This is a genomic window from Veillonella tobetsuensis (assembly GCF_002959935.1).
Lineage (GTDB): Bacteria > Bacillota > Negativicutes > Veillonellales > Veillonellaceae > Veillonella > Veillonella tobetsuensis.
On the sequence record NZ_PPDF01000007.1, the window covers coordinates 37,336 to 51,716 of the forward strand.

A 14,381-nucleotide genomic window follows, 5' to 3' on the forward strand; every position below is an offset into this window, starting at 1 on the left:
TCAATGGCTAGTGGATTTTTAAAAGGAACCTTAATTTTAACCATTGCCGGTTTCGTAGTAAAAGCCATCGGTAGTATTAACTGGATTCTTCTATCCCGTATTTTAGGCGGTGAAGGCATCGGTATCTACCAGATGGCCTTTCCTATCTATTTATTACTCTTACAAATTTCGAGCGCAGGTGTGCCAATCGCCATTTCTATATTAACGGCAGAACGGCTAGCCCTACACGACTTTGGTGGGGCCAAACGAGTATTCAATCTTTCCTTTATTATGCTCACCATAACAGGACTCATCGCCAGCCTCGCCATGTATTTTGGTGCGGATTGGCTCATCTCTAGTGGCATCATTACGGAAAGTCGTGCCTACTACTCTATTATCGCGCTCGCTCCGGCAGTGTTCTTTGTAACTTGGATATCCTGTTTCCGTGGTTATATTCAAGGTTATGAAATGATGACCCCTACAGCGGTCAGTCAAATCGTTGAGCAACTTTTGCGCGTTATCGTTATGCTCGGTGCGGCGGCCATTCTATTACCTTACGGTTTACCTGAGGCGGCAGGCGGTGCTAGTCTAGGCGCCGGCGTTGGTGCCTTTGGTGCCTTTCTAGTACTCCTATACTATTACTACAAATTGCCTAAGACTAGTAGTACTGGTGAAAGCTACGATGGCCCACGGGAATCCAGTGGTGAAATCTTAACACGCCTTGTGGGATTAGCTTTGCCGATTTCCTTGGCCAGTATCATGTTGCCATTGACGGCTAACCTAGATTTGCTCATCGTACCTCGTAGACTATTAGTGGCGAATTTCTCCATGAACGAAGTGACAGAGCTATTCGGTTACTTAACAGGCATGGCAGTACCACTCATCAACTTGGCTACTATCATTACGGCGGCCTTGGCTACGAGTATCGTACCGGCCATATCTCACGCATTTGCCAAACGAGATCAAGAGGGCATCTACTCACGTACATCAGGTTCCATGAAACTTACCTTTATGGCAACTGTGCCATTTACGGTACTCCTTTATGTATTAGCTGCTCCAACGGTAACATTAATCTATAATGCACCAAAAGCAGAGTTGGCTACACAAATTACAGCCTTCTCCATCTTCTTCCTCGGTGTTCACCAAGTAACAACAGGGATTTTACAAGGTTTAAATAAACCTCGTATCCCAGTTATCAACATGGCTATCGCCCTTGTTATCAAGGTTATCTTAAACTGGAACTTAACCTCCATACCTTGGCTTGGCATCGGTGGTGCTGCGTGGGCAACCGTTGCAGATATAGGCTTTGCAGCCTTACTCAACTTGATTTACATAAAAAAATATACAGGCTACTTCCTCGATATTTCCCTACTGTGGAAAAACGTGGTCAGTGCCGGTGTCATGGGTATACTCATCTACATGAGCTACCACTACTTAACAGATATCTTACCAATGTGGGGTAACTTTATACTCACAGGTATCGAAGGGTTAGTCCTCTATGTTATCATTATGGTTCTATTAAAAGGAATCAATAAAAATGACGGGGCTAATATGCCGTTGATTGGTAGATTCTTTAGATAATTACATATAACAACAAGAGGACTGACCTATGCGAGTCAGTCCTCTTTCTTGTATCGAACAATATAAAATACTCTATATATGATCTCTATATGATTATGTCCTATGAAAAGACATTTATTTTTTATTAGCTATTTTTTCTAACAGTTTTTCTTCCAATAAATACGAAGGCATACCTAAACCGGCCTTATATTTACTGTGATTCTCTTTATTTTGCTTATAATCTACATATTGCACAATATCTCGTAGTTTAAAATTACTAACATGAACCTCATGAGGCTTTATTATATAGTGAGAATAACGATGTGTATCATCAAATACAGTCATAATAAATAAAGTATCCTTCTCACCCTTAATTTCAAAATATATGCCAGGCAATCCATCATTCCATACAGTAGCATATTGAATTGGCTTGCCTTCATTTAATGAATCTACACCTACAAAGTCCATTAAAGAATTGTATAAAAGATTTTGTGCTTTTACGTCATCCCTTTTATGAAGAGGGCCTACTGAAATAGACTCTTTAATTTTCCCTGATTGGAAATACTCTATTTGCTTACCAGTTTTAGTAATCTTCGTTCCCTTCGATTTACTATTTTTTAGAGTTCTAAATGTGAAAGGCCCTCTATGTACCTCAGAGGTGTACTCTAGTATATCACTAGCAGGCTTAACAGATGGCAATACAATATTGGCCAATGGAGCCATAATAGTCCGTACTACTGTATCTTCACCTTGAGCACTTAATTTTTTTGAAACACTCTTAGAAGGTATATAACCAAGATGATAAGAGATCGTTGGCTGTTTAGGCATTGTAAAGTTTATGGTACCTACTATTCGGTTATTTTTATATTCAAACACATCCCATGTAGCCTTGTTAACAGTTGTATATGTAAAAGGATTGGCACCTAAAACCTTTATACTACGTTTATCTTCATTCGATATAGGATTACGTTTCTTATAAAATACGTCTTTCATAGATTCTGAATTCAATTTATTATAGGCTATATTAGTGTCTTCCCAATTCTCACTCTTTGGCTGTGGTCTTAACTCATAAGACCATTCACCATCGTAACTCAAGATACCACCACTGCGTGTTATCTCCTTATGCTTACCGTAACTCTCATCAGTATGCCCTACGATACTCGCTTCAGGAACAGTAAATTTTATATCCGCTCCATGATCTTTTAAAATAAACACTGTACTAGAGTACTTAATACCATGATTCAATTCCGTATTATGATAAATATCTGCTGGTAATCTAGACATATCATAATTAGGAATCGCCTCATCAGCCTTTGTAACACGCTCTACTATTTTTTGTTCCATTAGACGAGACTCTGCTGTATTCTTACGATAATTCTGATATTCATCTACAGACATTATCGCATCAGCACCAGGTATATTGACAGAAATTCCATAGGCCTGTCCCATACCTAATGTCATACCAAGAAAACCTAATGCTATCAGTCGTTTCAAATTCATAAATACGCTCCTCTATACTTCTATCTCTTAAACTAACCATTATTATACCTAATTATTAAATATTTATCAATTTTCTTTAAATTTTTGTTTTTTCATGAGTATGACAGTGTCTTAATATATAGAATTATTAGCATAGAAATAGTACTTGTGCATTATGTTATAGTCTATTAAAAATATATGCTATATACTAATACATAGTGTTAATGACTAGTGTATAGGATTAAGGCTTCTTGTTAGACCTTCTCTTTTTATATGGTATTGATATAGACCTATAAGGTTACTACCAATTTATATAATTGAAACTATGATTTATATATGAGGTGATACGATGACTAAACCATGTATCGGTATTTCTGGCAGCATATTGCGTACAAATGATGCGCCTTTTGCAGATGTGTTAAGAGCTTTTGTAAACGATGATTATGCTCGCTCTATCGAAGAAGCTGGTGGAATTCCAGTTATTATTCCTTTCACAAAAAATCTAGAGGTTGCCCGAGAATCACTCTCTCGTTTAGATGGGCTCCTCCTTACTGGTGGTCACGATGTGTACCCTCTGCACTATGGTGAAGAACCTTTACAAGGCATCGAAGATGTTTGGCCGGAGCGAGATCAATTTGACTTTGCTTTGTTGAAAGCTGCCGAAGAAAAACAAATTCCGATCTTTGCCATCTGCCGTGGACTTCAAATCCTTAACGTATATCGTGGTGGCACATTATATCAGGATTTAAAATATGATACATCCTGCTCCTTAAAACATTCACAAAATCAAACGCCAGCCCTTGGAACCCATACAATAGCAATTGATAGTAAGTCAAAATTAGCCAACGCTATTGGACATACTAATTGGGTAACGAACTCACATCACCATCAATCGGTAAAGGATGTGGGCGATAGTTTACATATTACGGCCCATGCCAAAGACGGCACTGTGGAGGGCTTAGAGGATGATAACTATCCATGGCTTGTAGCTTGCCAGTTCCATCCAGAAATGATGACAATAAATGACCAAAAAGCAAAGCGCTTATTTAAAGCATTTATACATGCTACAACAAAATAATACAGCAAAGAGGCAGGAGCAAGCTCCTGCCTCTTTATACATTCTATTAAAACTCTTCGTCTATATTTTCTTCTGCTAGTTCTGCTAAGTCCTCTTCAATATAGCCTATATCGTCAAGGGCCTCATCTTCATCACGAGTATCTATGTACATACTGATTAAGGCCAACTCACCTTCTTCGTTAAGGCTCACAATGAGGCTCATAGGTCCATATATTAAGATGAGTTTATCCTCTTCATCGCGAATAATGTGCGGCACAGCAGCAAAATGTTGATTCATCAACTGATCAAAATAGTCCTCTACATCGAGACCATTTTCAAGGGTAATGGATTCGGCATCACCTTTTTGGAATACTACCTTTGTATCCTCTGCAATATATTTGTAGAAATCGTCTACATCTAGATTGTCTGTTTCAAGCCATATACTAAGTGCTGCAATCCAGTCTTTCACCGTATGGGGCACGGTCTTAAAGCGATATGGTGACTCGTCCAAAGACAGTCGAAGATCATCATATTCGATGGTATAGTTTTCTTGGCTAGACACGATGCGCTCAATGCGACCATCGTCATTAAGGTCTACAAATAACATATACGCATATGTATCGCCTTCATCATAGGCCACCGTAAGACCTACACGGCCTTCGCGGAACAATGCATCATCTTCATAAACTTCAGCAATATGCATTACACGACAGATGACGGGCACGCGATCGGCTTTAATAGAATCGGTCATAGCCGATAAAAACTCTATGCTTTCAATTTTATTACGCGCTATGGTACCACGTCCCGTAGATACATACACACAATCTTCGGCGAGTAATGATTCAACACCGTGAAGATCTGAGGACTCTAGAGACGCTTTCAATAATAAAAGAGCTTGTATTTCAGTCATAACTACCTCATTATAAAACAACAGCCAACTACATTACTATTGTAACATAGTTGGCTGTATATACACTTAAAAATCTATATTATAAATTCAACTTAGCCATCATTTTTTCAATTTGTTCTTGCATAGCATTAATCTTTTCATCTTGCTCTTTAATTTTTGCATCTTGGTCATTGATAACCTTAACAAGTCCTGCTTTGGAGTAGTCTGCATAAGGTTCACTCTTACCAAATTTGAGACTAACGCCTAAGTTAAAGAGGTCCTCTCCGCCGCCTAGGCTAGCACCAACAGAATATAACATCTTATTATTAGGACGATAGAATGCACCAAGAGCCATAGCATTAGCACCACGGTAATGACCATACCCAGCAGCAAAGGTCCATTGATCATTAGGGTCAAACTCTTGAGGATGCAATGCAGCCAATGCTGCTGCACCGGCACCTACACGTTTAACACGACCATCTACAGCATCAATACGATTATTAACTTGAGTCAATTGATTATTAATAGTAGATGTGGAATCTGCTGTAATTCGTTTTAACTGTGCTACATTGACAGCATCAGTATCTTCTGAACCAGCTGCTACATTTGTAATTTGGCGTGTAAGAACAGTTGTTCCTGTGGAATCACCAACAGAAATAGCGGCTGCCGTAGATTTCCAAGTTGGAGAACCATCAGTAGATGCTGCTTTTGTAGTTGGATCATACCCAGCAATCCCTTTATCTACAGAAGCAATCGATTCACTCCCTAATGCTACACCACCATTTCGAGTAACGTTCGTATTGTAACCAAGCATTACAGCATTTTCAACATTTGCTGTATTGCGACGAGTAGCAACTAATTCCTTCACTGTATAGGTAGATGTACTACCATCAAATATATTTGTAAATGATTTCGTTACATCTCGCTCCTCAGCTGCCATGGAGCCAAGTACAACATTATGCTTTCCACCATCAAAGTTATGGAAATCCCCAATCACTACATTATCTTCACCATTTTTAAGGTCATTTCTAGTACCCACTATGGTGGATCGACTAATATTCGTACCTTCATTACCATATCCACTGACAGTATTGAAAGTACTTAAATTATTCTCTTGCCCTTTTAAGACATTATTAGTACCTGAAATTTGAGAGCGAATAGCATAATCAGCTGTATTGCTACTACCTAAAATAGATACGGCACCAGCACTCAAAGCCATGTATTCTTTCATATAATGTCGACCATCTTCTACTGTAGTTTCGGTTTTACCTCTGAGTTTATCGGTCCCAATCATATCTATAGTTTGAATAGAAAAATCACCAATGGTTGAACCTAGTGCAGGATTATCTATCATTGGGGCTTTAGAATTTGTCACCACATTACCAGAACCAACAATCATGGTACCTGTAGTTCCAGCTGTTCGGTTTAAACTACCTGTTACAGAGTTAGCAACATTATCAGCTTCCTCCGTATCAGTGGCAGTACTTTCAAGCGAATTTAGAGCCCCATAAGAGGAAGAGTACGAACCCGATAAATTATTCCCACCTTCAATTGTGGTTCCGTGACCAGTAATAGTTTGTAATATTTGCCCCGATTTTGAATGGTTGCCTACCACTACACTACCGCCTGAAGTGTTAGATGTATGATATCCAATAATCGTACTAGACCCACCAACCGTATATTTTTTATCGCTTGGATCTTGATCTGATTTTTGGGCTTGCTCCGCAGGCGACATACTACCAATCACAACAGACTCACTTATAGTATCAATATTTTGATTATCCCCAATGACAATACCTGCTGAAGGACCACCAGCAGATTCTGTGCTGTACTCAGCTTTGTTATTATTACCGATAACAGTTAAGGAGTCCCACTCATTTCTATATGTGTCAGTACCTCGTATAAAATTCCCTCTACCAATTGTCAAATCTGATGCATTCGGTTCACGACCAGATGGATGTCCATAATCAGTAACCGTCCCAGCATCACGAGCGATGATTTGGTTATTATCACCAATCACATGTTGTCTCCGGCTACCTTGAACTGTATTATTAGCCCCCACTATTCGTACATCTTCATTGCCAACGGCATTTACAAGAGAGCCATTGTCTCTAGGGAATGTCTTTGTAACTGTATTATTATCCCCCACAATAGTAGCATTTTTACCACTCGGAACTGAATTACTTTTACCAGTAATATTAGTATTATCACTAGCCAGATACGTGTTGCCATTCGCATCAGTAATTGGAGTTTCCCCATATACAGAGCCCCCCCATAAACAACTACAAGTACTCGTTACCAAAACAGCCGTTAACAAAGTGCTAACCTTACAATGTTTATTCGTTTTCTTTTTCATACTCTCACCCACTCCATCACATAAAAAACAAAAAGATTAACATAATTTATATAACTAACTATTTTAACACTATACCTAAAAAATACATTTGTCAACAACATTAATAAATAGAATGCTATTTAATTTATTCAACTTATATTTCAAGCTATAATATATTCTATATAAATTTTAAAATTGAAAAAGACTAGCAGTACAGCATTAGCTCTACTGCTAGTCTTTTACATTGTATATACCTGAGAATTAAGCCATCCATTATGCTACAATCCCAACTATTGTTAATAGTTCCATAATGAGTGGTATTACGAACACAAATAAAATAGTACTAATCATAACAAGCCCTGTAGCAAAGGGTAAATCAGCACCAGATTCGTTAGCTACGATTGGTAAAACCGCTATGACAGGACCGGCGGATTGAACGATAAATGTAATCATCGCAATGGGCTCTAATGTAATACCACCTATATAACGAACCGTTATAATAACGCCAAACATGATGAGTGGTGCAATCACAAAACGACCGAAAATACCACCTAATGAGTCTTTATTAAGAGCCATACTCTTAAGGCCTGCATCATGAAGCACAATACCAATATATAGTAAGGATAATGGTGTAACCATATCGCCTAAGTAATTTAAGGTATTATGTAAAATCGTAGGCAATGGAATCTGTGCATATAAAAATATCAAAGCCACGATAAAGCCCATAAGTGGCGGTGGTAATAATTTCTTCCAAGAAAATTTATGTCCTGAAGAGCGCACGCTTTCACCAGTAGCACTAGAATTCTGTGGCAAAGGATCCATTTCGATAAGAAATACCCCTACCATCCATACGGATATGGTGTTACCAATGTAATACAACAGAAAATATGGTAGCGCCTCTGGTCCAAACAAGGCAATCTGTACTGGTAAGCCGATAAATAGGCAATTATCGTTTACTACCATGTTGATAAAAATACCACGACGACCTGGAGGAACGCGTAACATTTTCATCATAATGAAAGCCACAATATACGATACAAAATAGGTCAAACCTACCACGAGTAAACCGTATCGTAAATTCCATAAATCCGATGTTTGCATATGATGTAAAACTGATACAAATACGCCTGCTGGTAAAATGACAGACATAATGAGGCGTGACAGATTAGAACTAAAGGTATCATTAAACATGCCGCGCCCTTTTAATATATACCCTAATGCTATTAGCAACACAATGGGGATAATACTTTGTAATGAAGTAAGAAAAACCATATAACCTCCCATACTCTATAAGTAGTATATCACAAACAAAATAAGCAAGTTATATGGCAATACAAAATTACGCTAATACCGCATTCATTTCGGTCAACAACTATAACAAATCCATATAGAACAGGCAATTATAATGTAAATACAGTTATAAAATAAACTGGAAATCGTAATGTTTCTTATAAATGCTAACAGTATCAACTATGCATTTTACGTATTATTACTATAACTCATTGTATTGCCTTGAAAGTGTGATGTATGTTACATTTATGGGGCAATGCTTTCACAGTGGTTATATATTGATTTATTCGATGCATTATAGTATGACGATTACCATGTGAGTATGTATCTGTATATTTGTAGTTAGTTGTCCCCCACGGAGAAATGAGGAACAAATGGAAAACGAAGTAAGAAAAGTTGAAATGAGCGAAAATGTAGCGGATCCTACTGGTCTTGGTTTACTAGGTCTCGCTGTAGTATGTTTTGTGGTATCCACGTCCCGCGTAGGCTGGTCTGGACCAACAACATCTGTTATTATCCCTTGGGCAGTGTTATTAGGTTCTATGGCCCAATTAATTGCAAGTTATTTTGATTTCAAGAAAAACAATCCATTCGGCTCCGTTGTATTCGGCGCATACGGTTTGTTCTGGTCCGCTATGGCTGGTGTTTGGTTGATCCAAATGGGCTCCTTCGGTCCTGAGATCCAAAAAGGTTTCGATGTAACACAATTAGCATTCGCGTTTGTGGGCTTCTTAATCTTCTCTATCTTTGGTACCATCGCATCTTTGAAAACAAACAAAGTTGTATTCGCTATCATGTTCTTAATCTGCTTCCTATTCTTGGGTCTTGCAACAGACCTATTCTTAGGTGGCAAAACAGGCTTCTTCGCTCTTGCAGCATGGTCTGAATTATTCATCTCCCTCTTGGGCTTCTACGGTTCTGGTGCCGTACTTGTAAACAAAGTTTTTGGCAAAACTGTATTCCCTATGGGTAAAAGCATCCTATAATAGTTTGAAAACTATATAATACACTTAAAGGTCTATATATTACTGAGTTGTAATATATAGACCTTTTTTATTACATATGTACCAATAATCTATTTAAAGCTAAACTGTGCATCCATAATCATGTGTCGCAGTTGCTCAATGCGTACACCATTTGGCAATCTATCTCTATAGAACTGCAATTTATAATAGTATCTAGTTCCTTCATAATCAGTAACTAATACCATATCCGTCCTATTCTTTAATGGCCAGCCATACATAAATTCAGCGAGTAAACTACGCACACCATCATTATAGACCTCTATTACATCATCCTTAATAGGCAATACCATCTTAACAGTAGGTTCAGGAATCGTTCTCTCTTTAACAATCTCATTAACCTCAGCCTCTAAAGTGGAATCAATAGATTTAGCCTTAACATACATAAATACCCCATCAGAGGTTCTAAACACCCTACCATCAATATCCTTTGTTTCACCCTGCGTTTCAATAGCATCCTTTAATACGCGGAACTGGTAAGGTCCATAAAACTTTGTTTCTGTAAAAGTATCTAACGAATTATCATATTGACTATTAGATTCATTAGTAACACGTATCATAGATGTTATATCAATTGCTTGTGAAAGCACTGGTGTCGCTAGCAATACACCAAGGCTGATAGCACATATTATTCGTTTCATCTCTACGTCCTCCATGATTAACGATGATGCGGAAAATCCTGCTCAATATCCTCTCTATAATCGTCTTTGTATCGTATCTCATCAATCTCTGCTGGAGTCAACACACGACCTTCAGCATTAACATATTCACGGAACTCATTAAAGTATATGCCTTCTACATCGGAAGGTTCTAATTGCGGCTCATACGATTCCACATTCCCATATGTACGATTGATTTCATCCAATATGCGATTCTGTTTCTCTATATCCGCATCATTATCTATTTGATTATTCGATGACCTAGATTTTGCAATAAGTGCAATGATGATGACGGCAATGACTAAATAGAACATAGGTCTCTCCTACAACACGACTACTATATTATTAATTGTAACATATTGGGATAAATAAATTTGTTTAAGGCATGAAAAAAAGGCCCGACAAAGAAGTCAGACCGTTTCTTCAATATTAAAAATCGAGAAGCGAGAGCTGGCGACCAAACCATTTATGCCTCACTTTGATATCAATTATATCATATCTAAGCACGGAAGGGAATTGAACAATTTCCTTCCGTGCTTTCATTTATAAACCTTCATGCATTCTTCGTTCATAGGTATCATCTTTGGGAAACAGATGGGCCTTCACATATTGATTCCAATAATTGCCTTTTATAATTTCCTTACCATTATATCGGATAGCAGCCCGCCCCTCATGATCAGGCGATTTGCTATAAGAGGTAACAAAATATTGAATATGGCCTCGTAAGCTAGGCGCTAAATATTCTGTTTCTAACTTATGCCGTATTCCAGACCACGTAGCCATAGGATTCACACCTCAACACACGAAACAAATATACACATTACTTAAAAGGATAATCCTGCTCATAGTCCTCTTGATAATCTAGTTTATGACGAACCGCATCAACTTCATTGGGACTTAGTACATTTCATATTACTATTATTGTATCATAGCAAATCCACTTCACCCTTATAGGTATCTCCTAAGTTTGCAATCTTAGCATCTGAAATAATACTATGCAATAATCCAATATTATAATCATTCGTTGCACGATTATAATTAATCGTATGGATATAAAGATTATGAGCATCTTGAATACTAAAGCGTAATTCACCAGTGCCATCCTAATACCCAAACACTGTGAGCACACCAGGAACGCCATCATTCCATATATACCTATGGCTTCCATGACGCATACTCGGTTTAAGTTTTTTTCCATCAACTGAATCATTAGTATGATATAATATTAAATATTTACTAAGTTATGTATTTGAAAGGAGGAAAATATAATGCAACAATCATGGAAAATTGCATTTGCCTACATAGGTGTTATTGTAGGTGCAGGACTATCGAGTGGACAAGATCTTCTACAATATTTTATAAGTTTTGGCCAAATAGGTCTTATTGGTGTTCTATTACTAGGTCTATTAAATGCCGCATTTGGTAAAATCATGCTTTCTTTGGGGAGCTACTATCGTGCAGACAATCATGAAGAAGTTTTTACACAGATTTCCCATCCTATTATTACAAGAATACTTGATTTTGTACTAATCGCTGGTAGTTTTATTATGGGCTTCGTTATGATAGCCGGTGCAGGATCAAACTTAGAACAACAATTTGGACTTCCTTTTTGGATTGGCGGATTAATTTGCTCACTTTTAATCATAACCGTATCATTTATGGACTTTGATAAAATTACCAGTGTTCTAGGTGTTTTTACACCTATTATGATTGTAATGATATTCATCATTACAGGTTACTCTTTTATTGGTAAAAGTCATGATTGGGCTGCGTTAGATACTATAGCCCACACAATCAAACCAGCCACAAGCAATGTATGGTTTTCTGTCATTAATTATTATTCTCTATGTGCTATGACAGCTGTTTCTATGGCCTTTATTTTAGGTGGTTCTGTTGTTCGTATTGGTATTGCTGAAAAAGGTGGCACTCGTGGTGGCCTATTAGTCGGATTAGTTGTTTTTATAGCTGCTATCTCTATTTTTGCAAATCTAGATACAGTAAAAGATGCAGATTTGCCGATTCTTGCTATTGCCAATCAAATTCATCCTTGGCTAGCATATATATATGCAATCACAGTCTTTTCACTTATTTTTAATACAGCATTCTCTCTTTTTTATTCTATTGCTAGACGTTTTGCCAACGGCAGCACAAAAAGAATGAGAATTGTTATTATTTCTGTAGTAATCATAGGATATATATGTAGTTTCTTTGGTTTTAAAGATTTGATTAGTATCCTCTACCCAATTCTCGGTTATATGGGACTATTACTCCTAATTATTCTTATTTATGGCTGGCTCCGTGATCGTAAAGATATCATTATGGAAAAACTCTTCCGAAGAAAGATGCTCCATTTATCATTAAAAAAACATAGTCCTCACAAAAATCTTTCAGAAAAAGAACGCGAACTATTCCATACATTAGGTGATATTAGTCAAGCAGATACAAAATCTCTTAAAGAAGATATTCATAATGAAGCAAAAGAAATACTTTCAAATACGGAAACAGTTCAAGAGCTAAAAGACTATGTAGAAGAGCATCTCTCAATAGACGAAGAAGTTATACATCAAAATATCAATATTCTACAAGAACAACAAGAAGAATCAAAATCAACTGAATCTTCTAAAGATAGACCTATCAAAAAGTCCAATATAAATAACAATGAAGTAAAATGAACAACGAGGAAATAATGACAGGTGTGGAATTAGAAATTATACTAAAAGCTGGAAAAATACTACTTAGCAGTGGCGCCGAAATCAGTCGTACAGAGGATACTATGAACTACATAGCACGAGCTATGAATTTTAAAGATTTAGAAGCCTACGTATCCAATAGAGGTATTTTTGCAACTGCTAAGAAAGCTGATGGAACTGAAATTACTCGTATTTGTAACGTTCCTGAAGTCGATATTAACCTCAGCAAAATTGAATCTGTTAATGCTCTCTCCCGACGTATCACACAAAAAAATATTACTATTGAGGAGATTGAAAGTGAACTTAATCAAATTGATACCATGTCAGACTATTCTTTTTTTTGGAGATTAGTAGCTTATACGTTAGGAGCTTCGGGCTTTAGCTATGCAATTGGTAGTTCTATAACAGACTCTATAATTGCAGGTATTATAGGCTTAATATTAGGCGTCTATATGTGTACGATTAAACGCATACTTAGCTCTGATGTATTGATTACCATTTTAGGTAGTATTCTAATAGCCTTATTGGGTAATCTCTTTATCCACTTTGAATTAGGCTCCAACCTATCAGTTATATTACTAGGAGCCATGATTGACATTGTTCCCGGAGTTCCTTTCGTCAATGCTATTAGAGAGTATAGCCAGAATAACTATAATACAGGAATAACCCTTATGATGGGCGCGTTACTTACCTGTATTTCAATGGCTGTAGGGGTCGCAGTAGTACAATCACTACTCTTCAACACACAAATGATTCCTCTTTATACCTCTAATTTAGATACTAATTCCTTAACCTCTATGTTTATGCGTAGTATAATGGCTGGTATTGGTACTACAGCATTTGCAATCTTATTCCGTGTAGCTAAACAACATTTTATCGATTGTACAATATTAGGATTCATCTCATGGTTCTTGTTCTTAACATTATCTTCACTACAGTCTAATGTTATGCTCTCCATATTTATCAGTGGTTTTATCATCGCCATAGCATCAAGAATATTGGCTGTTAAACGGAAATGCCCTGCTATAGTTTTCCTAATGACTAGCTTATTCCCTTTACTACCAGGGCTCAGCTTTTATCGATCCATTTATTATATGCTAATGGGACAAGAAACTATTGCCATTAGCTTCGCAAAAGAATCCTTTTTGATAGCTTTTACAATTGCTATATCTATCGCAATTGTAAAACATATAAAACCACCACCAATCCAAAAAAACACTTATAAATAATATAATCTTATAACAAATTCATGTAAATTAAAGCATTTACAACGTAAATTCCAAATCTATTACCTGTAAAAAGATGATATATGTTACGTTTGTGAGGCGGTACTTTCTCATAGATGCGCCATCAAAACTGTATTTCCTTTGGGTAAAAGCATTCTGTAATAGTTTAGTAACATAGTGACTTATATCACCGAC

Annotated in this window: 11 protein-coding genes and 1 pseudogene; 5 read left to right on the forward strand and 7 right to left on the reverse strand. The window is 37.1% G+C overall.

All coding sequences use genetic code 11. From position 1 onward, the window contains the following. Positions 1–3: 3 nt before the first annotated feature. Positions 4–1,560 (forward strand): putative polysaccharide biosynthesis protein, encoded by a 1,557-nt coding sequence (locus VTHSUH11_RS02480; protein ID WP_105092534.1) that lies wholly within the window; start codon positions 4–6, stop codon positions 1,558–1,560. A 114-nt stretch (positions 1,561–1,674) separates the two neighbouring features. On the opposite strand, the gene VTHSUH11_RS02485 is transcribed toward VTHSUH11_RS02480, so the two are convergent. After that, a complete protein-coding gene (locus VTHSUH11_RS02485; protein WP_105092535.1) occupies positions 1,675–3,039 on the reverse strand; it encodes a hypothetical protein in 1,365 nt (454 codons plus the stop codon). A 328-nt stretch (positions 3,040–3,367) separates the two neighbouring features. On the opposite strand from VTHSUH11_RS02485, the gene VTHSUH11_RS02490 reads away from it, so the two are divergent. Further along, on the forward strand, positions 3,368–4,096 hold the full coding sequence (locus tag VTHSUH11_RS02490) for a gamma-glutamyl-gamma-aminobutyrate hydrolase family protein (RefSeq protein WP_105092536.1): 729 nt from the start codon (positions 3,368–3,370) through the stop codon (positions 4,094–4,096). A gap of 46 nt (positions 4,097–4,142) precedes the next feature. Here the strand turns inward: VTHSUH11_RS02490 and VTHSUH11_RS02495 are convergent, their stop codons facing one another. From VTHSUH11_RS02495 to VTHSUH11_RS02505, 3 genes are all read right to left on the reverse strand, one after another. Then, on the reverse strand, positions 4,143–4,985 hold the full coding sequence (locus VTHSUH11_RS02495) for a hypothetical protein (RefSeq protein ID WP_105092537.1): 843 nt from the start codon (positions 4,983–4,985) through the stop codon (positions 4,143–4,145). 79 nt (positions 4,986–5,064) lie between these two features. Then, the gene (locus VTHSUH11_RS02500) at positions 5,065–7,320 is read right to left on the reverse strand and encodes a YadA-like family protein (protein ID WP_105092538.1); all 2,256 of its coding nucleotides are present in this window, start codon (positions 7,318–7,320) and stop codon (positions 5,065–5,067) included. Positions 7,321–7,572: 252 nt separating this feature from the next. Then, positions 7,573–8,571, reverse strand: coding sequence for an AEC family transporter (locus VTHSUH11_RS02505; protein WP_105092539.1), 999 nt, complete (start codon positions 8,569–8,571; stop codon positions 7,573–7,575). 392 nt (positions 8,572–8,963) lie between these two features. Between VTHSUH11_RS02505 and VTHSUH11_RS02510 the strand changes: the two genes are divergently transcribed. Continuing rightward, positions 8,964–9,575: an acetate uptake transporter gene (locus VTHSUH11_RS02510; RefSeq protein ID WP_105092540.1), complete on the forward strand. Its 612-nt coding sequence runs from the start codon at positions 8,964–8,966 to the stop codon at positions 9,573–9,575. A gap of 89 nt (positions 9,576–9,664) precedes the next feature. Here VTHSUH11_RS02510 and VTHSUH11_RS02515 read toward each other — a convergent pair whose 3' ends face one another. The 3 genes and pseudogenes from VTHSUH11_RS02515 to VTHSUH11_RS02525 all read right to left on the reverse strand — a co-directional run. Then, complete coding sequence (locus VTHSUH11_RS02515; protein ID WP_105092541.1) at positions 9,665–10,252, reverse strand: hypothetical protein; 588 nt, start codon at positions 10,250–10,252, stop codon at positions 9,665–9,667. A gap of 17 nt (positions 10,253–10,269) precedes the next feature. After that, the gene (locus VTHSUH11_RS02520; protein ID WP_105092542.1) at positions 10,270–10,584 is read right to left on the reverse strand and encodes a hypothetical protein; all 315 of its coding nucleotides are present in this window, start codon (positions 10,582–10,584) and stop codon (positions 10,270–10,272) included. Positions 10,585–10,822: 238 nt separating this feature from the next. Continuing rightward, a pseudogene (locus tag VTHSUH11_RS02525) lies at positions 10,823–11,053 on the reverse strand (SF0329 family protein); the annotation flags it as partial. A gap of 485 nt (positions 11,054–11,538) precedes the next feature. Between VTHSUH11_RS02525 and VTHSUH11_RS02535 the strand changes: the two are divergent. Both VTHSUH11_RS02535 and VTHSUH11_RS02540 read left to right on the forward strand, forming a co-directional pair. Then, entirely contained in the window at positions 11,539–12,942 is a 1,404-nt protein-coding gene (locus VTHSUH11_RS02535) for a YkvI family membrane protein (protein WP_105092543.1), read from the forward strand. 14 nt (positions 12,943–12,956) lie between these two features. Beyond that, positions 12,957–14,189, forward strand: coding sequence for a threonine/serine exporter family protein (locus VTHSUH11_RS02540; RefSeq protein ID WP_105092544.1), 1,233 nt, complete (start codon positions 12,957–12,959; stop codon positions 14,187–14,189). The last annotated feature ends 192 nt before the right edge of the window (positions 14,190–14,381 follow it).

Excerpts from the sequence above, each read along its gene's own strand:
- VTHSUH11_RS02480 (WP_105092534.1), top strand. The coding sequence starts at position 4 with ATGGCTAGTGGATTTTTAAAAGGAACCTTAATTTTAACCATTGCCGGT.
- VTHSUH11_RS02485 (WP_105092535.1), bottom strand. The coding sequence starts at position 3,039 with ATGAATTTGAAACGACTGATAGCATTAGGTTTTCTTGGTATGACATTA.
- VTHSUH11_RS02490 (WP_105092536.1), top strand. The coding sequence starts at position 3,368 with ATGACTAAACCATGTATCGGTATTTCTGGCAGCATATTGCGTACAAAT.
- VTHSUH11_RS02495 (WP_105092537.1), bottom strand. The coding sequence starts at position 4,985 with ATGACTGAAATACAAGCTCTTTTATTATTGAAAGCGTCTCTAGAGTCC.
- VTHSUH11_RS02500 (WP_105092538.1), bottom strand. The coding sequence starts at position 7,320 with ATGAAAAAGAAAACGAATAAACATTGTAAGGTTAGCACTTTGTTAACG.
- VTHSUH11_RS02505 (WP_105092539.1), bottom strand. The coding sequence starts at position 8,571 with ATGGTTTTTCTTACTTCATTACAAAGTATTATCCCCATTGTGTTGCTA.
- VTHSUH11_RS02510 (WP_105092540.1), top strand. The coding sequence starts at position 8,964 with ATGGAAAACGAAGTAAGAAAAGTTGAAATGAGCGAAAATGTAGCGGAT.
- VTHSUH11_RS02515 (WP_105092541.1), bottom strand. The coding sequence starts at position 10,252 with ATGAAACGAATAATATGTGCTATCAGCCTTGGTGTATTGCTAGCGACA.
- VTHSUH11_RS02520 (WP_105092542.1), bottom strand. The coding sequence starts at position 10,584 with ATGTTCTATTTAGTCATTGCCGTCATCATCATTGCACTTATTGCAAAA.
- VTHSUH11_RS02535 (WP_105092543.1), top strand. The coding sequence starts at position 11,539 with ATGCAACAATCATGGAAAATTGCATTTGCCTACATAGGTGTTATTGTA.
- VTHSUH11_RS02540 (WP_105092544.1), top strand. The coding sequence starts at position 12,957 with ATGACAGGTGTGGAATTAGAAATTATACTAAAAGCTGGAAAAATACTA.